A 22453-nucleotide genomic window follows, 5' to 3' on the forward strand; every position below is an offset into this window, starting at 1 on the left:
TTACTAAACTTGATGAACTACTCGTTATCGCAGCTGCCCGAGCGCACGCAAAAACCCCGTGAGCAGGGCTACACCATGATGATGGACAAGGGCCTGAGCATTCGGGAAGTAGAAGACTTTCTGGAGGTGGGCGCGCCGTATGCCGACATCGTGAAGCTGGGCTGGGCTACCTCCTACGTGACGCCCAACCTCAAGCGCAAGCTGGAAGTGTACCGCGCGGCCGGCCTGCCGGTGTACCTGGGCGGCACGCTGTTCGAGGCGTTCATCATCCGCAATCAGTTCGACGACTACCGCCGCCTGCTCGACTCGTTCGGGCTGGAATACGCCGAGGTGTCGGACGGCAGCATTGACCTGGCGCACGACCGCAAATGCGAGTTTATTCGCGAGCTCAGCAAGTCGGTGCGCGTGCTGAGCGAGGTAGGCTCGAAAGACGCCGAGAAGATTATTCCGCCCTACAAGTGGATTTCGCAGATGCAGGCCGAGCTCGACGCTGGCGCCATGAAGGTAATCGGCGAGGCCCGCGAGGGCGGCAACGTGGGCTTGTTTCGCAGCACCGGCGAGGTGCGCTCGGGCCTGGTCGAGGAGATTCTGACCAAAATTCCGTCGGAGCGCATCATCTGGGAAGCGCCGCAGAAGGCGCAGCAGGTGTGGTTTATCAAGCTGCTGGGGGCCAACGTGAACCTAGGTAACATCGCGCCCAACGAAATCGTGAGCCTCGAAACCATTCGCCTGGGCTTGCGCGGCGACACGTTCTCGCACTTCCTGGACATGGATGCCGTCGACCCCATGTTCTTGCCCGAGGCCAAGTCGGGCAAACCCGGCACCTCGATGCCGCGCGGCTAGCAGCCGGCATTATTTTTAAGCCAGCAATAATAAAAAAGCCGGCTCCCCGCGTGGGGAGCCGGCTTTTCTGTTTGCGGCAGGTAGCGTGGGCTACTGCTTCTGCACTTTGAGGGTCTTTACCTGGCCCGAGGGCAGCGTAAGCTGCGCCAGATAAGTGCCGCTCTTGACGTTGTCGAGAGCGGTGAGTTTGGCCTCGGTGCTACCGTTGGCGGTGACGATGGTCTGGTCGATAATCGTGCGGCCCATCAGGTCGGTAATACGGAGGTGGGCGTTGCCTACTTCGGCCGTTTGGATGAACAGGCGAGCGTCGCTACCCGTTACCGGGTTGGGGTACACGTTCAGCTCGGCGGCCAGCGCGCCGGCCCCGTCGAAGCTCACGGCCCGTACCGGCGAGTACGAGTCGGTGCCGTCGAAGTCAACCTGACGCAGGCGGTAGTAGCGCAAGCCAGCCTTGCCAGCTTCGGTATCGGTGTACTTGTAGTCGAGGTTGGTGCTGCTGTTGCTGCCTTTGCTGGCCACAAAGCTCAGCGTGCGGAAGGTTTTGCCATCGGCCGATACCTGCACCTCGAAACCGCGGTTGTTTTTCTCTGACGCCGTAGCCCAGGCGAGCTGCGCGTTTTCGCCGCTGCGGGCGGCCGTGAAGCTTACCAGCGTCACGGGCAGCGGGTTGGTGCGGTCGCCGAGCGTGAGGTAGTAGCTGGGCTGCGACGGCACATCGGCCTGCGTTACGGTGTTGGCGTTGGTGTCCAGCGTGCTTGCATACGGCATGTATGGTGCTGCGCCGGTGGTCGTGCTAAACAACATCAGGTTGCTTTCTGCGATGCCATTCAGCTCGTCAGAAGAATCGAGGTAGCGAAACACGATGCGGTTGGTCGAGCCAGCCGTGCTGGACGAGTTGCTGTTATCGTCACCCGAAATGAAGTACTGCCGCTTGATGGGCTTGGGCTGCTGAGCGCCCGTGTTCGTGGGGCCCAGCAACGGGTCGCCGACGATGCGCTGCACAATAACCTGCGTGGCCGGATGGTTGGAAGTAAACTCCAGCCCGATATTGCCAAACCGAGTGGTGCTGCCCGCAGCCAGCGGTCCAGTCGCGATAACGATGCCTTTGATATACGACACGTTCGTTTCATTGCTACCCGGAGTCGTGTTAATAGCCCCCGTAGTGCCAAGGTTGATGGCTGAGATGCCCGACGTATCAAACTGATAAGTATTTGTGCCGTTGGGGTCGGCGGCAGTCTGAATGATAACCCCGGTAGTTACTGACTTGGGCCGTAGCGAGATGGTGTTGGTGGGCGCCAGCGTGTTGGCTACCGATTTAACGCCTGAGCCTGCCACAATGATATCGGGCACGAACAGCCGGCCCGTAATGTATTGGTTGCCACCCGCCAGTATCAGCGTTGAGTTGGCCGTCGAGTCAGCTACGCCCGGCCGGTCAGTTACCGAGCCTACGAGGCCACCGCTTCTCTGCGAGATATTACCATATACATGCAACACGGCTCCCTGAATAGTCAACTGGGCACGGCCCGAATTGGTAGTGCCATTCAACGTTAGGTTGCGCACAGCATAGTTTACGCTGCGGTTATTAAGAATCGGGAAAACGATGTTGGAGCCCGTAGTATTTTCCGGAATAACCGCGTCAGCCTGCGCGTTGGGTACGCCGTTATCCCAGTTGGCTGCCGAAAACCAGTTGGTACCGTTGGTACCGGTGTTGGTGCTCTGCCACACCGTAGTGCCGCCTGGGGCTGTGGTGGGCGGCGGCGTCACATAAAACTCGGCGTAGAAATAGTCATTCCCCCCGCTGAGGTCATAGATGGTTTTCGTATCAGTATACTTAGTCCCACTGCCATCGAAAGTGGTGCGCGTAATGGTCACCGAATAACGAACTTCTATTATGTATCGACCGCCACTGGTAAGGCCGCCTAGCAAGTCGACATTAATAGTATTGTTGCCGGTAAATCCCGTTACAGTTTGAACTGGCGAGAAGGCAACATTCGTATAGGCCGGTTTATTGGTAGTGTTCGATACCGGATAAACACGGTAGCTAAACATTGCAGCATCCAACGTAGTGCTATCACTGGTAATAGAACCCTGTATAGAAGACGTTTTTAACAGGAGTGCGCTGGTTCCGTTAAGGTCGAACGTACCTAATTGAGGAGGTGCTACTGCGGTAGTTGCCCCTGCCTGGCCTAGCCGGGTATATCTTCTGTAAGGAAAGTTGTTGCGCGAGCCCGCGTAGTTTACGGCGGGCTGTAGCGTGCCCCCGCTGTTTTGGATTTGCAGCGCGATGTCATCGTCGGTGAAAGCGGCTACTTGCGCCTGGGCCGACATGCCGCGCAACAGGAAAGCCATGAGCAGCAGCAGTAGCGCGGCACCAGGCTTTCGGGTGGAGGTAGTTAATGTGTTCATGTAGAAAAGAAGGTGGAGGTAATACTTGCGGTTTTTTTCAGAAAAAAGAGCGAGTGTTGGGGCGTATACGGCGCTATAAAAAAGTAGATTAAGGTTCTTAAAAAAATGCCATTGATTTAGAAAGGTGCACCTAACTCAGCCTTAACCCACACAAGTATCTGCTTATAAGCATTATAATAATTAAAATTATTTTAAATCGAAGGGAGATATATTATAGCCGTCCTACTTTATACCGCTTTCATCCTACCACTTCTCATTCATTTAGCCTTCTGCAAAGACGAGTTTATTAGTTAGTTAATACGCTTATCCCGGCGTATTGCTATCGCGCTAAATAGCCCGGCCCTTACTTTGTAGCTTCACTTACTTCTTCGCATGGAGCTTATCAAGCACTTCTTCGACCTCATTCTTCACCTCGACAAAACCCTTGTCGACGTAGTGCATGAGTATGGCAACCTGACTTATCTGCTGTTATTTCTCATTATTTTCACCGAAACGGGGGTAGTCGTTTTCCCCTTCCTGCCCGGCGATTCGCTGCTTTTCGTGGCCGGCGCGCTGGCGGCCCAGCCCAACCCCGAAACCGGGCAGCCACTACTGAACCTTTTCTATTTGATTCCGCTGCTGTTGCTGGCAGCTTTTCTGGGCGATAATCTCAATTATTTTATCGGCGACTACCTCGGGCCGCGCGTTTTCCGGGAAGATTTCAAGCTGCTGAAGCGGAAGTATCTGGAGCAAACGCAGGCATTTTATGCCAAGCACGGCGGCCAGACCATCATCATGGCACGTTTCGTACCAATCGTGCGCACGTTCGCGCCTTTCGTGGCCGGCGTGGGCACCATGACGTACCGCACCTTCGTGTCTTACAGCATCGTAGGAGCGTTGCTATGGGTGATTTCGCTCACGCTCGCCGGGTACTTTCTGGGGTCGATTCCGTGGGTGAAAAACAACTTCACGGTCGTTATTTACGGCATAGTGCTATTCTCGGTGCTGCCGCCGCTGTGGCAGTTCATCCGGGGCAAGCTGGCGGCGGGCCGCCGGCCGGCGGCGTAGCCACTTGGGGCGCTTCTTTTTTGCTTTACGCTTTATTTCGGCCGACTTATGCGCACTTTCGGGCTTGTGGGGCGCTCGCTGGCGCATTCTTTTTCCCAGACTTATTTCACCCAGAAGTTCTACCAGCTGGGGCTGGACGACTACCGCTACGAGCTGTTTGAGCTGGCCGCCGCGAGCGAGCTGCCTGGCCTGCTGGCCCGGCACCCCGACCTGGCCGGCCTCAACGTCACGATTCCCTACAAAGAGCAGGTGTGGCCCTACCTGCACGACGTGGCCTCGTCGGCTGCCCGCGTTGGGGCCGTCAACGTAATTGAGATTCAGGCCGATGGCCGGCTTATTGGCCACAATACTGATTATGTAGGCTTTCGCGAGTCGCTGCGCACCTTCTACCCCACGCCGGCGGCGGGGGGGCGGGCGCTGGTGCTGGGCACCGGTGGCGCGGCCAAGGCCGTGGCCGTGGCTTTGCGCGAGCTGGGCATTGCCTACTGGCTGGTTTCGCGCGATATCATGGGGCCTCACCTCACCTACGCCGACCTCACGCCGGAGGTACTGGCCGCGCACCCGCTCATCATCAATACCACGCCGCTGGGCACCTACCCCAACGTGGCGGCCTGCCCGCCCCTGCCCTACGCGGCACTCACGCCGCAGCATTACGTCTACGACCTAGTGTATAACCCCCGCGAAACGCTATTCCTGCGGCAGGCCCGCGAAACAGGGGCCCATACCAAAAACGGCTTCGACATGCTGGAGCGGCAAGCCGAAGCCGCGTGGGCCATTTGGAATGGGAATAATTAAGTAATTGGGGTAATGGGAATAATCAAGATTGTTTGATTACTCCCATTACCCCAATTAATCGAACTACTTACCCGACACCTTCTTGGCAATGTCGGCCGTGTGGCGGCCCTGGAAACGGGCACCTTCGAGCTCGTTGGCGCTGGGCTGGCGCTCGCCCTGGCCACCAGCTACCGTGCTGGCGCCGTAGGGCGTGCCGCCGGTTACTTCGGTGTGGCCCATCTGGCCCTGCCAGGCGTAGGGCAAGCCCACGATGACGAAGCCGTGGTGCAGCAGCTCGGTGTGGAAGGCGCGCAGGGTTTCTTCCTGGCCGCCGTGCTGGGTGGCGGTGCTCACGAAAGCCCCACCTACCTTACCCACCAGCGCGCCCTTGGCCCACAGGCCGCCGGTGCTGTCCATGAAGGCCTGCATCTGGCCACAGAGGTTGCCATAGCGCGTGGGCGTGCCGAAGATGATGGCGTCGTAGTCGGCCAGCTCGTCGGGCGTGGCCACGGGCACGTGGGCAAAGGCCGCCTGCGCGCCCGTAGCCCCGGTTTTATCAAGCACTTCCTTGGGTAGTGTTTCGGGCACGCGCTTCACTACTACGTCGTTGCCAGCTATTTCGCGGGCACCTTCGGCTATGGCTTCGGCCAGGTGCCACACGTGGCCATAGGTGGAGTAAAACAGAACGAGGGTCTTCATGAATGAGAAATGAGAAGGAAAAAAAGTAAAACTTGCCAGCTGTGTACGGCCGCGCTTGGCTGCTGTTTTCAGCTGGACGAGCTAAAAGTAACAAACAACCCATGTATCCACATTATATGTAGCTACATTACTCGATTAAAAACGACTTATGCAATACAAGCGACTTATTGACAACCTGTTAATTTTATAACTGCTTTTTTGACTTCACCTATGCAACACTTAGGCGGGCAATAGCTTCTTAATGGCAGTTGGATTTGTGCGATAGGATGTTTGCCCGCTATTTTTCCTTTTTCGTCGCGTTGCCTTTTATGTCGAACTGCCTACCTACCGGCCGGGCCCGGTGCCAGCTATGAGTGCCCTTGCCTGGCCCGCTTCGTTTGGCCAAGACCTGCCCGCGCGCTCGGGCAGCCTTACCGCGAGCCGCCCGGCGGCCCGCGCCGTGCCCACCGAAGACGAGCTCATCGATGGCTGCCTGCACGGCCAGCAGCTGGCTCAAAAACAGCTGTATGAGAAGTACGCCGCCCGCATGATGGCCGTGTGTTTGCGCTACGCCCAAACCACGTTTGAGGCCGAGGACGTACTGCAAGAAGGCTTCGTGACGGTGTTTCGCACGCTGGGCAGCTTTCGGCGCGAGTGCCCGCTGGAGTTCTGGATACGGCGGGTAATGATAAACGCGGCCCTGCGCCAGCACCGCCGCAACGCCCCGCTGGTGGCCGTGAGCGACGGCGACTACCCCGAAACGCTGGCCAGCGAGGAGTTTACTTTCAGCAACTACACCTACGGCGAGCTGCTGGCCGTGGTGCAGGAGCTGGCCCCGCGCTACCGCATGGTGTTTAACCTCTATGCCATCGAGGGCTACACGCACAAGGAAATAGGCGAGATGCTGGAAATCTCGGAAGGCACCAGCAAGTCGCAGTACGCCCGGGCGCGGGTAGTGCTCCAAACCAAATTAGCGCGCCTGTCGGGGCAGGCGCGGCCGCTATCTTAAATTACACTTCTACTATGCACTCGCAACCGCCGCCCAAGGGCAGCCTCGAAGATTTATTTCGCCACCACTTGCTGGAAAGCGAGGCGGCCGCCGTGCCGCCGCGCCCCGCCGTGTGGGAGCATATCGACAATAGCCTGCTACTAGCCCAAAACGAAAAATACCGCCGCCGCCTGCTGGTGCACCGCTGGGGCATGGCGGCCAGCCTGCTGCTGGCTACCCTGGCCGGGGGCGGCTGGTGGCACAGCCAGCAACAGGCTACCGCTACCCTGGCCAGCGCCAACGCCCGCACCGACGCGGCCCGCCGCGCCGTGGCCGGGGCCGTGAGCCCACACCCAAGCGGCGCAGCAACTGAAGCGGCAGTTCTCAACGCAAACGCCACTACTGCCGGTGCTACCGGGCAGCTGGCAGCTACTGGCCGCCCGGTAGTGGGCGGTCAACTCACTGGGCAGCCAGCAGCCTACCGCTCGCTGGCACCGAGCCACGTAGGCCAGCCAGTCGCTGGCACCGGGCTTGTGGCCAGCGGCCAAGCCGGGCGCGCAGCCGGTGCCCAGGCCTACGGGGCCGGAGCCTCGCGTGCGCTTACTTTTTCCTCACCCAACGCCTACGCTATTGCCGCAACTTCTACTTCGCCTTCAGCTGAAACGGCTACTGGCTTGCCTTTTAGCTACCGCACCGGCAGCTACGCGAGCGATGAGCAGCCGGCACCGGCCGGCCTCAGCCAGACCCTGACTGCTACCGAAGTAAACGGCCGCTCGGGCGAAGCCGCGCTGGCAACCCGCCTGGCGAGCCTGGCCTTGGCTGCGCCCGCCGGCCCGCCCGCCGAGCTGGTGGCCAAGGAGCTGCCGCCTGCGCCCACGCAGCTGCGGCGCTGGCGCTATGGGGCCGAATATGCCATCACGGCCTTTCAGCCCAATATCGACTTTAGCCGCAGCGGCAGCGACTACAACTCGGCGCTGGGCCTCAACACGGTGAGCCTGACGCGGGCCGCCGCTGCCGAGTACCGCGCCAACCTGCGGCCCGGCCTGGGCCAGCGCCTCACGCTGCGGGCCACGCGCTGGCTGGGCGGGCACTGGTCGCTGGGCACAGGCGTGGAGGTAGCGCAGCAAACGGCCTATTCGGCCACGTCGGCGGCATTTACCGGCCAGCAGGTAGCCGACCCCACCAGCTACAGCGCCACGCCCAGCGTGGGTAGCATTGCGCCGCCCGTTTCGCGCGAGCTGCAAGAATCGTCGTTCCGCTACCGCTCGGTGGGCGTGCCCTTTGAGCTGCAATACGACAACCAGGCCAAAGCCGGGGTATCGTTCTATGGGCGCATCGGAGCCATTGTGAGCGCGCTGCTGAGCGTGCGCGGCGAGGTAGCCGGCAACTCCGAAGCCACGCGCACCTACTCGGCGTTTTCGGCCAGCTCGCCCTACCGCCGCTTCACGGCCATACTGCGCGGCAGCGCCGGGGTGCGCTACCGCCCCGCCGGCCAGGGCTGGGGCCTGAACGTGGGCCCCACCGCCGAGGCCGGCGTGCAGTCGCTGAATGCCGAAACCGACCGCAGCTTCCTGCAACAGCAGCGCCCCTACAGCGTAGGCCTGGAAGCGGGCTTCGAGTTTGGGGGAGGCCTCCGGCCGGTGCCCGCCAAGTATTAAGCTGATTGCTGATGAAACGCTTGGTTTATCTGGCCTGGCTGGGTGCGCTGCCGCTGCTGGCTACCCGGTGCCCGGCCCAAAATAAAGCCGCCGCCCAAACCCAGGCGGCCGCCACGCCCTGCCCGCCCGAGGGCATCAAGGCCAAGATAGCCGAGCTGCAAGCCCAGCCCAAGGCCAGCCCCTCCTATGAAATATGGGAGTACAAGTACCAAGGCCAGAAGGTCTACCTCGTATCGGCCGATTGCTGCGACCAGTACAACACCGTGTATGACGCCTGCCTGCGGCCGCTGTGCGCGCCCAGCGGCGGCTTCACGGGCCGGGGCGACGGACAGTGCCCGGATTTCAACGAGAAGGCTACCGATAAGAAACTGGTGTGGCGCGACCCGCGCTAGTGAAGTGAATGAGTGGATGAGTAAGGCGTCTTAGTAATTTACTTCCTCACTCTATCACTTTCGCACCTTTTTCATTCCCTTACTTTCTTACATCCTAAGAAACCCAAGCTGCCCGTTCCGGGTTAAGTTAGCTGGCCTTTTCCCGGCCGACTGCGCCCGTTTTATGTCTACGTACCAGCTTACTTCTGAATTTAAGCCCACCGGCGACCAGCCCGCCGCCATTGCCCAGCTCGTGCAGGGCGTGAACACGGGCGAGCCGGCGCAGGTGCTGCTCGGGGCCACGGGCACCGGCAAAACCTTCACGATGGCCAACGTGATTGCCGAAACCGGCAAGCCGGCCCTGGTGCTGTGCCACAACAAGACGCTGGCCGCCCAGCTCTACGGCGAGTTCAAGGCGTTTTTCCCCAACAATGCCGTCGAGTACTACATCAGCTACTACGACTACTACCAGCCCGAGGCCTATATCGCCAGCTCCGACGTATTCATTGAGAAGGACTTAGCCATTAACGAAGAAATCGAGAAGCTGCGGCTGCACACGACCTCTACCCTGCTCAGCGGGCGGCGCGACGTGGTGGTAGTGGCCTCGGTGTCGTGCATCTATGGCATCGGCAACCCCGAGGAATTCGGCAAAAACGTCATTTTCCTGGCGCCCGGCCTGCGCGTGTCGCGCAATAATTTGCTCTACCAGTTCGTGCAGATTCTGTACTCGCGTACCGAGATGGAGTTTACGCGCGGCTCGTTTCGGGTGAAGGGCGACACCGTGGACGTGTTTCCGGCCTACGCCGACTTTGCGTACCGCATTTTCTTTTTTGGCGACGAGATAGAGGCGGTGCAGAAAATCGACCCGGCCAGCGGCAAAAAGCTGAGCGACGAGAAAAGCGCGACCCTCTACCCCGCCAACCTCTTCGTGACGGGTAAGGAAACGCTGAACACCGCCATCCACGAGATTCAGGACGACATGATGGCCCAGCACAAGTACTTCGAGAAGGAGGGCCGCGACGTGGAGGCGCGCCGCATTCAGGAGCGCACCGAGTTCGACCTGGAAATGATACGCGAGCTGGGCTACTGCTCGGGCATCGAGAACTACTCGCGCTATTTCGACCGGCGCGAGCCGGGCTCGCGGCCGTTCTGCCTGCTCGACTACTTCCCCGACGACTACCTGTTGGTAGTCGATGAAAGCCACGCCACCATTCCACAAATCCGGGCCATGTGGGGCGGCGACCGCTCGCGCAAAACGGCCCTTATCGAGTACGGTTTCCGGCTACCGTCGGCGTTTGATAATAGACCGCTGACCTTCAACGAGTTTGAGAGCATGTACCGGCAGGCAGTGTTCGTGAGCGCCACGCCGGCCGACTATGAGCTGACCCAGGCCAACGGCGTGGTAGTAGAGCAGATTATCCGCCCCACGGGTTTGCTCGACCCCGAAATTGACCTGCGGCCCAGCATCAACCAGATTGACGACCTGCTCGACGAGGTCGACAACCGCGTGAAGGAAGGTGACCGCGTGCTCGTGACCACGCTCACCAAGCGCATGGCCGAGGAGTTGAGCAAGTACATGGAGCGCCTGGGCATCAAGGTCGAATACATTCACTCGGACGTGAAGACGCTTGACCGCGTGGAGATTCTGCGCCGCCTGCGGCTGGGCGAGGTTGATGTACTCATCGGCGTAAACCTGCTGCGCGAAGGGCTGGACTTGCCGGAGGTGAGTTTGGTAGCCATTCTGGATGCTGATAAAGAAGGCTTCCTGCGCGACCAGCGCTCGCTGATTCAGACCATGGGCCGGGCGGCGCGCAACGAGCGCGGCAAGGTTATTCTCTACGCCGACCGCGTAACGGGCTCGATGCAGCGCGCGATGGACGAAACCAACCGCCGCCGCGCCACCCAGATGGCTTACAACGAGGAGCACGGCATCACGCCCAAAACCGTGCGCAAAAGCCACGCCCAGATTATGGGCCAAACCGACCTGGCCGACTACCGCATTGCCGAAAGCCAGGCCCCGGCCGCGCCCTACGCCACCGGCGACGCCGCCCTGGCCATGGCCGCCGAGCCGGTAGTGGCGATGATGAACCGCGCCGAGCTCGAAAAGCTCATCAAAACCACCGAAAAGCAGATGGAGGCCGCCGCCAAAGACCTGGACTTCCTGACGGCCGCCAAGCTGCGCGACGAGCTCGGCGCGCTCAAGCAGGCCCTGAAGGGCAAGCGGGAGTAGCCGCGAAGCGGCCGAATGCTAGCAGCTGCACAAGTAGCAGAGTAGCTCAAGCCGAAAAGCGGCGGTGCCTATTAGTTGGTGCCGCCGCTTTTTGGCTTATTTTTCACAACAAATATTACCAAAAATCTGACTAACAGATATATTACTACCCGAAAAGCCATATCGCCATAGAATCAAATCCGAGGAAATTATTGAGTAGCAGCCACTGCTACCGCCGCGCCGGGCGCGAAGGCCGCCGTGCTGGTGCGCGCCCGCACCACGCTATCGGCCAGCTCAATTTCGACCTCGTAGTAGCTGCCCATAAACCGCACGGCCCGCACGGTGCCGGGCAGCCCTTCGCCGCCGCTGGGGCCAATGTGTACTTGCTCGGGGCGCAGCAGTAGCGCGGCACCGGGGGCGAGGGGCGCGGGCGCAAGGCGCTGCGCGGCGGGGCCACGCAGCAGGTTGTAGTCGCCGAAGAGGGCGGCCACATACTCGTTGGCGGGCTGGTAGTAGAGTGCTTGGGGCGTGCCGCGCTGCACCAGCTCGCCGCGGCGCAGCACCAGTATCTCGTCGGCCCAGGGCAGCACGTCGGTGGCATCGTGCGACACGAGCAGGCAGGTGATACCCAGGCGCGTACCTACTTCCTCAATAATGGCCTGCATGGTGCGCTTGTGGGCGCGGTCAAGGTTCGAGAACGGCTCGTCGAGCAAGAGCAGGCGCGGCGCACCCAGCAGCAGCCGGGCCATGGCCACGCGCTGCTGCTCGCCGCCCGAAAGCTGGTCGGTGCGCCGGCCCAGCAAGTGCGCGATGCGGCAGAGCTCGTACAACGCCTGCGCCTCGGCGGCGGGGCGGCGGCTGGCGTAGCGCAGCACCTGCTCCACGCGCAGCGAGTGCGGCAGGTCAGACTTTTGCGACAGGTAGGCCACGCCGGGGTGGCCCGGCACCAGCACCTCGTGCGGCCCGCGCACCCGCGCCCCGCCAATGCGGATTTCGCCCGTAGTGGGCTGCGCCAGCCCGGCCACCAGCTGGAGTAGCGTGCTTTTGCCGGCCCCGCTGGCCCCGGCCAGGGCCAGCCGCTGGCCCTGGCGCTGCGCAAAGCTGAGGGGCGCGATGATGGTGACGCCCTGCTCGACGAGGCTGACGTTGGAAACGGTTACTAAATCCATATAAAAGGCTTACGCAAGCGGCTGCGGCCCCGGCTACTGCCCGGCGCGGCGCAGCTCATCGTCGGCCCCGGCGGCGCGCTTGCGGGCGGCGGCCACTTTGGTGTTGCCAAAGCGGTAGGTGAGCGCGGCCGTGGCCACGCGCTGGTCTTTGCGCTGATAGAAGGTTTCGGTGAAGTTGTCGTAGGTCGACGTGCCCCGGATGGGCGTGGTGTACAGCACGTCGGCTACGCTCAGGCGCAGCGTGCCTTGGTTGCGCCACAGGCTTTTTTGCAGGCCGATGGCCAGCTGGCCCCGGTCGCGGGTGAGCTGGTAGCCCACTACCTCCCACGATTCGTAGAGGCCGCTCACCTCGGCCGTCCAGCCGCCGGGCAGGGTCAGGGTGTTTTTGGCCGTGAGGTTGAAGGCAGCCCGGCCCCGGTCGAGGGCCGTGCCGTTGAGCTCGCCCTGGTAGCGGCTGTAGTAGACTATCGCATTGGTATACAAGCTCCACCAGGCGGCTATTTCCAGCGGGGCAGTCAAGCTAAGGGAGTAGAAATGCAGGGCGCGCAGGTTCGTAAAGCGGTTCACCACCGAGCGGCTAGTTTCGGTCGGCTGCACCACCTGCACGTAGGGCTGGTCGGTGTAGGCATACGCCAGGGCGGTGCTAAACTTGCCCTGGTAGGTGTGCGTCAGCTCGGTGTTGAAGCTGGTTTGGGGCAGCAGGGCGGGGTTGCCCGAGGTGTACGAGGTAGGGTCGAGGTAGAGGCGCAGCGGGTTTACCAGGCCGTAGCTGGGGCGGTCGATACGCCGGGCTACGCTCAAAGCCAGTGCGTTGGCTTTGCTGAGCGTGTGCTGCACCAGCAGGCTCGGAAACAGCTGCCAGTAGCGCCGCTCGCTCAGGGTCTGGCCCGAGGCCTCGGCCAGCGTCCGGGTTTGCTCGGCGCGCAGGCCAGCTTGCAGCGTGGTGCGAGCGGTGGCTTTGTGCAAGTCCAGGTACACGGCGTTCACGTTTTCGCGGTAGCGAAATGGGTACGACAAATCGGGCAGCGGCGTCAGGCCGCTCCCGGTGTCGTAGGCAAGCAGCGCGCTGCTGGTCGATACCACCTGGGTCACTTTGGCACCAGCATCAAGGTGCAGGCGGTGGGGCAGCGGCCGGCTGTAGTCGAGCCGCGCCGTGCCGATGGACAGGTCATTGCGCTGGTCGCCGGTGAGCAGCGCGCTGTACTGCGTGGGCACCTCGTAGTAGCCGTACAGTTCGAGCAGCCGCTCGGTGTGGTAGCGGGCATAGTCGAGGTCGGCGCTGAGAATGCTGGCCGTGGCCGAGTCGGCAAACGCGTGGCGCAAATTTAGGTTGAGTGAGCCATTGGGCCGGCGCACCTGCTGCGGCGCGCGCGAGGTGTAGTGGCCATTGAGCACGCTCTGCTCGTCAAAAAACCGTGCCTCGCTGCTCGTGTTCACCGTGCTGTAACTCAGCAGGCCCGTGGCCGAAAACCCCAGCAGCGTGCGCTTCGACAAATTCAGGTCGAGCCCGGCCTTGGCGCTGTGCGTGCGCAGGTACGTAAGCTGCTCGGTAAACTGCTGGCTGCTGCCCTTCGGCATGCGCCCCGACGCGGCAAACTGCCGGTCGAAGTTAAAGCGTGTAAAATCGCGGCGGTTGGTGTAGGCGTAGGTGCCGTAGAGGTTCAGGTTTTTGCGGCGGTAGTTGAGCGAGGCACCGCCCACCAGCTTACCATACACCCCGCGCCCGTAGCTGGCATTGGCGCTACCGTTCAAACCCAGGCGCTGGTCTTTCTTGAGCTTGATGTCGATAACGCCAGCCGTGCCCTGCGCATCGTAGCGGGCGGGCGGGTTGGCTATCAGCTCGATAGACTGAATCTGCTCGGCGGGCAGGGCGCGCAGGTAGTCGGCCAGGTCCTGCCCGGTGAGGGGCACGCGCTTGCCATCGAGGTACACCAGCAGGCCGTCGCGGCCCCGCAGGCGCAGGTTGTCGTTGGCATCCTGCGTCACACCGGGGGCGCGGCCCAGCACCTCCAGCGTGCTTGCGCCGGCGCTCAGCGGGCTGTCGGCCACGTTCACCACGGTGCGGTCGGCCAGGCGCTCGTACAGCGGCCGGCGGCCCGTCACGGTCACGCCTTGCAGCGCCGTGGCACCGGGCACCAGCCCAATGGCCGGCAGCGCCAGCCCAGCGGCGGGCAGCTCAAACGGCGCACTCCAGTAGCGCTGAAACCCCACCTGCTGCGCCGACACCAGGTAGCGCCCCCCTGCCCCGGCTTGCAGCTGGTAATAGCCCTGGCGGTTGGTGTATTCGGTTTTCACGGCGGCCGAATCGGCGGCCCGGTGCAGCGTCACGGTCACGTACTCCTGCGGGGCACCAGCGGCAGTGGACACGGTGCCGCTCACGGCGGCTTGCTGGGCTTGGGCGGCCAGCGGCAGCAGCGCCAGGCAGCCGCCCGCCAGCCGCCGCCAGTCGCGTCTTAAAACCGTAAAATTTATATAGTACAGGGTAGAATTGGGCATATAGGCAGGCATAACTCAGGTCATTGCGGGTTTCTTCTCCCGCTGCTTGCGCCCCCATTAGCCTGGTAAAAAGCTCTTACACACCGTTTCTCTACTGGCTAATTACCTTAGTTGAGGTAGCAACACGTAAAGGTGCAGCAGCGCTCCCCTAAGTTCAAAGCCCATTTGCGCGCAGTGCAATTATTAAGCTCCGCACTAGCGATTCTATCGTACTGTTGCCTTCGGCCTTTGGCTTTTGCTAAAACGACTTGGCCGAGGCTAAACCGTTGGGCCGGCGAGCGCGCTACTAACCAATGCCATTCGACCGAGCTAGCTGGTGCCAGCCAAGCGCTGGTACGGTCGGCACCAGGCAAGTGCTACCGCCCGCGCCAGCCTCTTCTACCCTTCAAAAAAATAACCCGGCCTGCCCTTCACCAAGCACCTTACCGGGCCGGCCGGCAGTTTGCCTACGACGGTAGCAGCCTGTTATCTAGGCTACGGTAGCCACCGGTAGCGCCACCCCTTGCTGCGACGAGCCCCGGATGAACAGCTCGGGCTGCAACACCACCTGGCGCTGCATAAACGTGGCTTCGGGCGCGGCCGACAGCTCCAGAAACAGCCGCACCACGGCCTCACCCATTTCTTCGCAGCGCTGGTCCACGGAAGTGAGCTGCGGCTCGGTAATGGCCGTGAAGCCTTCGTTGCTGAAGCCGGCCAGCGCCACGTCCTGCGGCACGCGCATACCCTGGCTTTTAAGCACTTGCAGGGCACCCAGAATCACCGAGTCGCCAGCTCCGAATACGCTGTCGGGCGGCTGGGGCAAGGCCAGCCACTGGCGCATGGCCTGGGCGCCGTCTTCCAGCGTCATGTCGGAGTAGTTCAGCAGCTCATCATCAGGGGCCAGACCGTAGGTGGCCAGCGCATCGAGGTAGCCTTGGCGGCGCTGCTGGTAGATGTTGAGGTGCTGCGGCCCGGCTAGGTGCGCGATGCGGCGGCAGCCCTGCTCCAGCAGGTGGCGCGTGGCCTGGTAGGCCCCGGCGTGGTCGTCGAGCACCACCGAGTTTACGAGCCCGGTAGGCGGAATGCGGTCGAAAAACACCAGCGGAATGCCCCGGCTCCGCACCTTGTCGAAGTGCTGATACTGCTGGGTGTTGCGGGCCAGCGACACCAGCACGCCCGCCACCTGCGCGTGCAGCAGCGTTTCCACGTTGCGGCGCTCCAGTTGCACGTCTTCGTGCGACTGGCACACGATGACGCTGAAGCCCGCGCGGCTGGCGGCTTGCTCAATACCCTGAATAACAGAAGGAAAGAACTTGCCTTCGATGTACGGCACCACTACGCCAAGCAGGCGGCTCTGGCCTTTGCGCAGGGCGGCGGCCAGGTGGTTGGGCTGGTAGTTGAGCTTTTTGGCGAGCTTCAGCACCCGCTGCTTGGTAGCCGCCCCAATGCTGTGGTGGTCGCTCAGCGCGCGCGAGATGGTCGTCATCGATACGCCGAGCTCGCGGGCCAGGTCGGCCATCGATACGGCGGCGGGCGGGCCGGCCGGCAACTGCTTTTTGCGGAGACTCATAGGGTAGAATAGCAGCCGGCAAAGCGAAAACCGACCAGACCTGCCCTACAAATTTAGCGCCCCTCCGAAGGAAAACGAAGAGCTTGTAACCCTGCCACCTATCGGCCGGTTTCAGGGCCTGCCGTGGGCCAAGTTAGCCAGCCAGCTGCGATAATAAGCCTGCTACACAACTTATTATTGAGCAGCATTAAAGGCTATCGAGGGGAAACTTATATGCACAGAAACACAAACGTTTGTGCCATGTATGCCAACATCGTGCAACAAATGGCCAACAGTCTTCAATAATTTTGCTAAATACACCTTGCTAACAATGGGATGTTATTGCATTAGCGGGCGTAAGTTAGCGCCACGTTACACAATCGATAATCTAAACAGCATGGCAACTGTTGCGCAAAAATTTCTTTTCCTGGCCATGCTGGCCAGCAGCCTGCCAGGCCGGGCCCAAACCGCGCCGCCCGCCATTCCCATTCACGACCCCGTGCTGACGCGCCAAAACGGCACGTACTACCTCTTCGGCACCGGCAACGGCGTCACGGTGTGGTCATCAAAAGACCGCCAAGCGTGGAAGCCCGAGCCGCCCGTGTTTGCCGCGCCGCCTGCCTGGGCCGTGCGCGCCGTGCCGGGCTTCAAAGGGCACGTCTGGGCACCCGACATCTCGTTTGCCAATGGGCAGTACAGCCTGTTTTACTCGATTTCGACCTTCGGCAAAAACCGCTCGGCCATCGGCCTGGCTACTACTAAGACTCTGGATAGCAAGTCGCCCGACTACAAATGGGTTGACCACGGCGCGGTAATCGAGTCGGTGCCCGGGCGCGATATGTGGAACGCCATCGACCCCAACCTGGTGCGCGACGACCAGGGCACGCCCTGGCTCACGTTTGGCTCGTTCTGGAATGGCATCAAGCTGGTGCAGCTGCGGCCCGACCTCACCGGCCCGGCCGAGCCGCAGCAGTGGCGCACGCTGGCCCGCCGCCCCCACGCCGCCCCCGCCGACTCGCTGCCCGGCGAGGAGGCCATCGAGGGGCCGTTTATCTTCCGGCGCAATGGGTTTTACTACCTCTTCGTGTCGTTCGACTACTGCTGCCGGGGCCCGCAAAGCACCTACAAAATGATGGTGGGCCGGGCGCGCACCGTCACCGGCCCCTACCTCGACCAAGCGGGCATGCCGATGGAAAAAGGCGGCGGCACGCTGGTTTTGCAGGGTGATGCCAACTGGTTTGGCGTGGGCCACAACGCCGTGGCCACGTTCGATAGCGTTGACTACCTGGTGTTTCACGGCTACGACGGCCACGACAACGGCCGCCCCAAGCTGCGCATCGAGCCCCTGGCCTGGAGCGCCGACGGCTGGCCGCGCGTGGCGGCGGCCAAGTAAGCTTTTCTCACTTTTTCCCATCCCATTTTTCAGTTTTACATGCTACGCAACCTGCTCTCCTTTTTGCTACCTGCCTCGGCCTGCCTCACGGGCCTGCTGCTGGCCGCCAGCCCGGCGCTGGCCCAAACGGCCGCTCCTACTCCCGCTGCGGGCGGCAATCCCATCATCAAAACCAAGTACACCGCCGACCCGGCCGCCATGGTGCAGGGCGGCACGGTGTACCTCTACACCGGCCACGACGTGGCCCCGGCCCCGCAGGAGCGCTACGAGATGCACGAGTGGCTGTGCTTTTCGTCGAAGGACATGGTGAACTGGACCGAGCACCCGGTGCCGCTGAAAGTCAGCGATTTTGCCTGGGCCAAGGATGATGCCTGGGCCTCGCAGGTGATAGCGCGCAACGGCAAGTTTTACTGGTACGTGGCCGTAGAGCACGGCACCATCCGGGGCAAATCCATCGGGGTGGCGGTGGCCGATAATCCTACTGGGCCGTTTAAGGATGCGCGGGGCTCGGCGCTCATTACCAACGACATGACCAAGGCCACCGGTATCAGCTGGGATGACATCGACCCCACGGTTATCATTGATAAAAGCGGCCAGGCCTACCTATTTTGGGGCAATACGGCCTGCTACTACGCCAAACTCAAGCCTAACATGACCGAGCTCGACGGCCCCATCCAGACTGTGCAGGGCTTGCCGCGCTTCACCGAAGCGCCGTGGGTACACGAGCGCAACGGCTGGTACTACCTGAGCTACGCCACCGAGTTTCCCGAAAAAATAGCTTACGCCATGAGCCGCAGCCTCGACGGGCCGTGGGAATACAAGGGTTTGCTCAATGAAATCGCCGGCAACTCGAATACTAACCACCAGGCCATCATTGACTTCAAGGGCAAGTCGTACTTCATCTACCACAACGGCGGCATGAACGAGAAGGGCAGTAGCTACCGCCGCTCGGTGTGCATTGATTATCTGAACTATAACAAAGACGGCACCATGCAGCGCGTGCGCATGACGACCGAAGGCGTGCAGGCCGCCAAGTAGTTTTCCGGGCTTACCGAAAGCCAAAAAAAGGGAGCCAGCGACTGCTGGCTCCCTTTTTTTAGTGGGCTTGGCGGGCTTTAGCGCTTGCCCGCCACGCGCAACACCGTAAACGAGTACGGGGCCAGCGTATAGCTTAGGGTTGAGCCTTTCACGGCGAAAGTGGCTTCCTGCGGCGCGAGCTTTTTGGGCTCTTTCAGGCTGTTCTGGGTTTGCAGGTCGGCGCTGGCCAGGGTTTGGGCGCGGCCGGTTTTGCCGAGGCCCTTGGCCCCGGCCAGGCTGATGCTGACGGGACGCGGCGTGGCCGAGTAGTTCACCAGCTTCACCACCACCTCGCCGGTGGGCTCGTCGGCCACGGCGCTGGCAAAGAGGTTATCGGCCCCATTTTTGGCCCCGCCGGGCATGGTTACGGGCAGCACTTTGGTGCCTTTGTTGAGGCTGTAGAGCTGCTGCACGTAGTAGCTCGGCGAGCCGTAGGAGTTCAGGTTGTCAAACCAAATGAGGTCGGGCGTCCACTGCCAGGCGTCCACGTTGGCGAAGAGCGGGGCGTAGCTGGCCATGCCCACCACGTCGGCATTGCGCTCGAGGCCGGTCATGAAAGCAGCTTCCGAAATAGCGCAGTCCCAGGTGTTTTTGTTGTTTTCGCTACCCGTGTTCACACTCTGCGCGGCGTATTCCCCGGCGAAGATTTTGGGGCCGCCGCGGGCGTACTTGTCGTAGCGGCCCACGTTTTGGCGAAACCAGTCGGCCTTGGCGTAGTAGTGCTCGTCGATGTAGTCGGCCTTGAGCTCGCCGAGGCGCTTGCTGGCGGTGTCGAATAGCTCGCCGTCGGGGCTGGGGCCGGCGCTGCTCACCAGGTCGATGCCGGGGTATTTGGCCTTCACCGCCTTGGCAAACGGGATGTAGCGCTCCAGGTACTGCGGGCCCCACTGCTCGTTGCCCACGCCTATCATCTTGAGGTTGAAAGGCGCGGGGTGGCCCATCGCGGCGCGCTTGGCGCCCCAGGGCGAGGTAGCTGGCCCGTTGGCAAACTCAATGAGGTCGAGTGCATCCTGAATGAACACGTCCAGCGACGGGTCGTCGGTGGCGTGGTCGTGGGGCGCGGTGCCGGCGTTGGGGCCGCCTTTGGTGCTGGCGCTGCCCATCGGAGCCAGTTCGCCCGAGTTGTACTGGCAGGCCATGCCCACGTTCAGAATCGGCAGCGGCTCGGCCCCGATGTCTTCCGAAAGCTGGAAGTACTCGAAGAAGCCCAGCCCGAATGACTGGTAGTAATCAGGCGTCGAGCGGTGCCGGAATTCCATGTTCCAGCGGTTTATCATGGGCAGGCGGGCTGCCACGTCGCCGATGGTTTCCTTCCACTGGTAGCGCTCCGACAGCGTGCGCCCCTCCACGATGCAGCCGCCCGGGAAGCGCAGGAAACCCGGTTTCATGTCCTTGAGCAGCTGCACCAAGTCGGTGCGCAGGCCGTTGGGCCGCTTGTTCCAGGTGTCTTTCGGATAGAGCGACACCACGTCCAAATCTACCGTGCCGGTGCCGGTGAGCACGAGCTTGAGGTGAGCTTTATTCTGGGTGCCGGTGGCTTTTACCACGGCCGTGTACTTCTTCCACTCATTGGTGAAGCCACTCACCGCTACCTGGCCCAGGCTTTCGCCCCGCTGGCCTACCAAGCTGGCCGTGAGGCCGTTGATATCGCCCGCCCCGCGCCGGGCGTAAAACGAAAGCGTGTACTCGCCGCCGTCCTTCACGCCCATGCCCCGGAAGCCTTCGTTTTCGATGCCGGCCTCGCCGCCTGCCCCGTTGCGGGTAGTCAGCCGCAGGTAGTGCGCGTTGTTCTGGCTGATGCCCTGCTCGTTGCGCACGGCGTAGGCGTCGAGGTTGGCCGCGCCCTGCAAGGCCCGCCAGCCAATGAGGCCGGGGTTGATTTCAAAGGACTTGTTCTTCACCAACTCGGGGTACAAGCCCCCGTCGGCCGCGAAGTTGATATCCTCGAAAAACAGGCCGTACATATTCTTATTGACGGCCGCGCCGGGCTTGTTGACCTGCACCGTGAGGCTGGCCGGGGCCGCCGACTGCGCGCTGGCCCCGAGGGTGCCGAGCAGCGCCAGGCCCAGGGCGGGGAGGCGGGTAGTGGAACGCATAAAAGTGGGTAAGTGGGTGGGTAAGAATGAAGTTGGAATATTGCCCAAACGCGGGCGCCTCACCCCTAGCCCCTCTCCGAAAAGGAGAGGGGAACTAGTCTCTAGTTCTAGACTAAAACTAGCACTAGTTCCCCCTCTCCTTTTCGGAGAGGGGCTAGGGGTGAGGCGCCACGTTAGCAAGCCTCAAGCTGCTATATGTTAGCCCTTGAAGGCGACCTCGTTAAAGCGCAGCTCATTCTTGAACGTGCGCAGCTTGGTGTCCTCGTCGATAACCAGGAACTCAATACCCGCCATCTCGGCGAAGTCCTCTAGGTACTCGCTGGTCAGGTTTTGGCTGTAGCCGGTGTGGTGGGCGCCGCCGGCCAGAATCCAGGCGGCGAGGCCGGTTTTCATGTCGGGGTGTACTTTCCAAAGCACGCGGGCTACGGGCAGCTTGGGCAGGTCTTGCTCGGGGGCCACGGCCTCTACGGTGTTCACAATCATGCGGAAACGGTTACCCATGTCCACGATGGTCGCGTTGAGGGCTGGGCCGGCGGGGCAGTTGAACACCAGGCGCACCGGGTCTTCCTTGCCACCAATACCTAGGGGGTGAATCTCGGCGCGCACCTTGCCTTCGGCGATGGTGGGGCAGATTTCGAGCATGTGCGAACCTAGGACTTGCTCGTTGCCGGGGGCGAAGTGGTAGGTGTAATCTTCCATAAACGAGTTGCCGCCGGGCAGGCCGGCGCCCATCACTTTCATGGCGCGCACCAGGGCCGAAGTCTTCCAGTCGCCCTCGCCGCCGAAGCCGTAGCCGTCGGCCATCAGGCGCTGCGTGGCGATGCCGGGCAGCTGCTTCATGCCGTGCAGGTCTTCGAAGGTATCGGTGAAGCCCTTGGCGTTGCGGTCGGTCAGGAACTTGCGCATGCCCAACTCGATGCGGGCCGCGTCGCGCAGGCTTTCGCGCTTCTCGCCGCCTTCCTTCAGGTTGTCGCCCAGGTCGTACTCCTGCTCGTAGGTGGCTACTAAGCCGGCAATCTGCTCGTCGGTCACGGCGTTTACCTCGGCCACCAGGTCGCCGATGCCGTAGGTGTTCACCTCGTAGCCAAACTTGATTTCGGCTTCTACTTTGTCGCCTTCGGTTACGGCCACGTAGCGCATGTTGTCGCCGAAGCGCACGAATTTCGCGCCCTGCCAGTCGGCCCAGGCGCTAGCCACGCGGCTCCAGATGCTGAGGCGCTCGCGCACGTCCTCGCTCTGCCAGTGGCCCACAATCACCTTGCGGCTCAGGCGCATGCGCGAGCCGATGAACCCAAACTCGCGGTCGCCGTGCGCCGACTGGTTGGTGTTCATAAAGTCCATGTCGATGGCATCCCACGGAATGTCGCGGTTGTACTGCGTGTGCAGGTGGGCCAGCGGCTTTTGCAGGATTTTCAGGCCGTTAATCCACATTTTGGCCGGCGAGAAGGTGTGCATCCAGGCAATCAGGCCCACGCAGTTAGGCGTGTTGTTGGCCTCCTGCATCAGCTTGTAAATCTCCTGCGGGCCGGTGAGTACCGGCTTATACACGATATTGATGGGCAGCTTGGTGCCCAGCTCCTGGGCGATTTCCTGCGAGTGGCGGGCCACTTCTTCCAGGGTTTCGGGGCCGTAGAGGTGCTGCGAGCCAGTGATAAACCAGGCTTCGTAATTTGAAATGTCAATCATGGTATGTTGCGCGGACTTTGTAGTCCGCGTATGA

16 protein-coding genes are annotated in these 22453 nt (G+C 61.7%); 9 read left to right on the forward strand and 7 right to left on the reverse strand.

Translation table 11 applies throughout. The annotated features are described in order from the left end of the window. The first annotated feature begins 12 nt into the window (after window positions 1–12). Entirely contained in the window at window positions 13–843 is an 831-nt protein-coding gene (locus tag VFO93_RS02440; RefSeq protein ID WP_325132722.1) for a phosphosulfolactate synthase, read from the forward strand. A 90-nt stretch (window positions 844–933) separates the two neighbouring features. Here VFO93_RS02440 and VFO93_RS02445 read toward each other — a convergent pair whose 3' ends face one another. Then, window positions 934–2715 (reverse strand): T9SS type A sorting domain-containing protein, encoded by a 1782-nt coding sequence (locus VFO93_RS02445; protein WP_325132723.1) that lies wholly within the window; start codon window positions 2713–2715, stop codon window positions 934–936. A gap of 906 nt (window positions 2716–3621) precedes the next feature. Here VFO93_RS02445 and VFO93_RS02450 point away from each other — a divergent pair. Both VFO93_RS02450 and VFO93_RS02455 read left to right on the forward strand, forming a co-directional pair. Continuing rightward, entirely contained in the window at window positions 3622–4296 is a 675-nt protein-coding gene (locus VFO93_RS02450) for a DedA family protein (RefSeq protein ID WP_325132724.1), read from the forward strand. A 48-nt stretch (window positions 4297–4344) separates the two neighbouring features. Continuing rightward, window positions 4345–5091, forward strand: a complete 747-nt coding sequence (locus tag VFO93_RS02455) for a shikimate dehydrogenase (RefSeq protein ID WP_325132725.1) — start codon at window positions 4345–4347, stop codon at window positions 5089–5091. Between the two features lie 63 nt (window positions 5092–5154). Here the strand turns inward: VFO93_RS02455 and wrbA are convergent, their stop codons facing one another. Next, window positions 5155–5769: an NAD(P)H:quinone oxidoreductase gene (wrbA, locus tag VFO93_RS02460; RefSeq protein ID WP_325132726.1), complete on the reverse strand. Its 615-nt coding sequence runs from the start codon at window positions 5767–5769 to the stop codon at window positions 5155–5157. 349 nt (window positions 5770–6118) lie between these two features. Between wrbA and VFO93_RS02465 the strand changes: the two genes are divergently transcribed. The 4 genes from VFO93_RS02465 to uvrB all read left to right on the forward strand — a co-directional run bounded on the left by VFO93_RS02465 (window position 6119) and on the right by uvrB (window position 10995). Further along, window positions 6119–6757 carry a sigma-70 family RNA polymerase sigma factor gene (locus VFO93_RS02465; protein ID WP_325132728.1) on the forward strand — a complete coding sequence of 213 codons (639 nt, stop codon included), beginning with the start codon at window positions 6119–6121 and terminating at the stop codon, window positions 6755–6757. Window positions 6758–6771: 14 nt separating this feature from the next. Continuing rightward, window positions 6772–8394, forward strand: coding sequence for a hypothetical protein (locus VFO93_RS02470; protein WP_325132729.1), 1623 nt, complete (start codon window positions 6772–6774; stop codon window positions 8392–8394). A gap of 11 nt (window positions 8395–8405) precedes the next feature. Beyond that, window positions 8406–8786, forward strand: a complete 381-nt coding sequence (locus VFO93_RS02475) for a DUF6970 domain-containing protein (RefSeq protein ID WP_325132730.1) — start codon at window positions 8406–8408, stop codon at window positions 8784–8786. A gap of 163 nt (window positions 8787–8949) precedes the next feature. Continuing rightward, window positions 8950–10995, forward strand: a complete 2046-nt coding sequence (uvrB, locus tag VFO93_RS02480; RefSeq protein ID WP_325132731.1) for an excinuclease ABC subunit UvrB — start codon at window positions 8950–8952, stop codon at window positions 10993–10995. A 188-nt stretch (window positions 10996–11183) separates the two neighbouring features. Here uvrB and VFO93_RS02485 read toward each other — a convergent pair whose 3' ends face one another. From VFO93_RS02485 to VFO93_RS02495, 3 genes are all read right to left on the reverse strand, one after another. Next, window positions 11184–12143, reverse strand: a complete 960-nt coding sequence (locus VFO93_RS02485) for an ABC transporter ATP-binding protein (RefSeq protein WP_325132732.1) — start codon at window positions 12141–12143, stop codon at window positions 11184–11186. Between the two features lie 33 nt (window positions 12144–12176). Next, window positions 12177–14639, reverse strand: coding sequence for an outer membrane beta-barrel protein (locus VFO93_RS02490; protein WP_325132733.1), 2463 nt, complete (start codon window positions 14637–14639; stop codon window positions 12177–12179). A gap of 469 nt (window positions 14640–15108) precedes the next feature. Next, the gene (locus VFO93_RS02495) at window positions 15109–16188 is read right to left on the reverse strand and encodes a LacI family DNA-binding transcriptional regulator (RefSeq protein ID WP_325132734.1); all 1080 of its coding nucleotides are present in this window, start codon (window positions 16186–16188) and stop codon (window positions 15109–15111) included. Window positions 16189–16564: 376 nt separating this feature from the next. Here VFO93_RS02495 and VFO93_RS02500 point away from each other — a divergent pair, with 376 nt between their 5' ends. Beyond that, window positions 16565–17560 carry an arabinan endo-1,5-alpha-L-arabinosidase gene (locus tag VFO93_RS02500; protein WP_325132735.1) on the forward strand — a complete coding sequence of 332 codons (996 nt, stop codon included), beginning with the start codon at window positions 16565–16567 and terminating at the stop codon, window positions 17558–17560. 39 nt (window positions 17561–17599) lie between these two features. After that, window positions 17600–18598, forward strand: a complete 999-nt coding sequence (locus VFO93_RS02505; protein ID WP_325132736.1) for a glycoside hydrolase family 43 protein — start codon at window positions 17600–17602, stop codon at window positions 18596–18598. Between the two features lie 77 nt (window positions 18599–18675). Here VFO93_RS02505 and VFO93_RS02510 read toward each other — a convergent pair whose 3' ends face one another. Next, complete coding sequence (locus tag VFO93_RS02510; protein WP_325132737.1) at window positions 18676–20733, reverse strand: alpha-L-arabinofuranosidase C-terminal domain-containing protein; 2058 nt, start codon at window positions 20731–20733, stop codon at window positions 18676–18678. 198 nt (window positions 20734–20931) lie between these two features. Then, on the reverse strand, window positions 20932–22419 hold the full coding sequence (gene araA, locus VFO93_RS02515; RefSeq protein WP_325132738.1) for an L-arabinose isomerase: 1488 nt from the start codon (window positions 22417–22419) through the stop codon (window positions 20932–20934). Window positions 22420–22453: the final 34 nt, after the last annotated feature.

This window comes from Hymenobacter sp. (assembly GCF_035709525.1).
In the GTDB taxonomy this organism is placed as follows: Bacteria; Bacteroidota; Bacteroidia; order Cytophagales; family Hymenobacteraceae; genus Hymenobacter.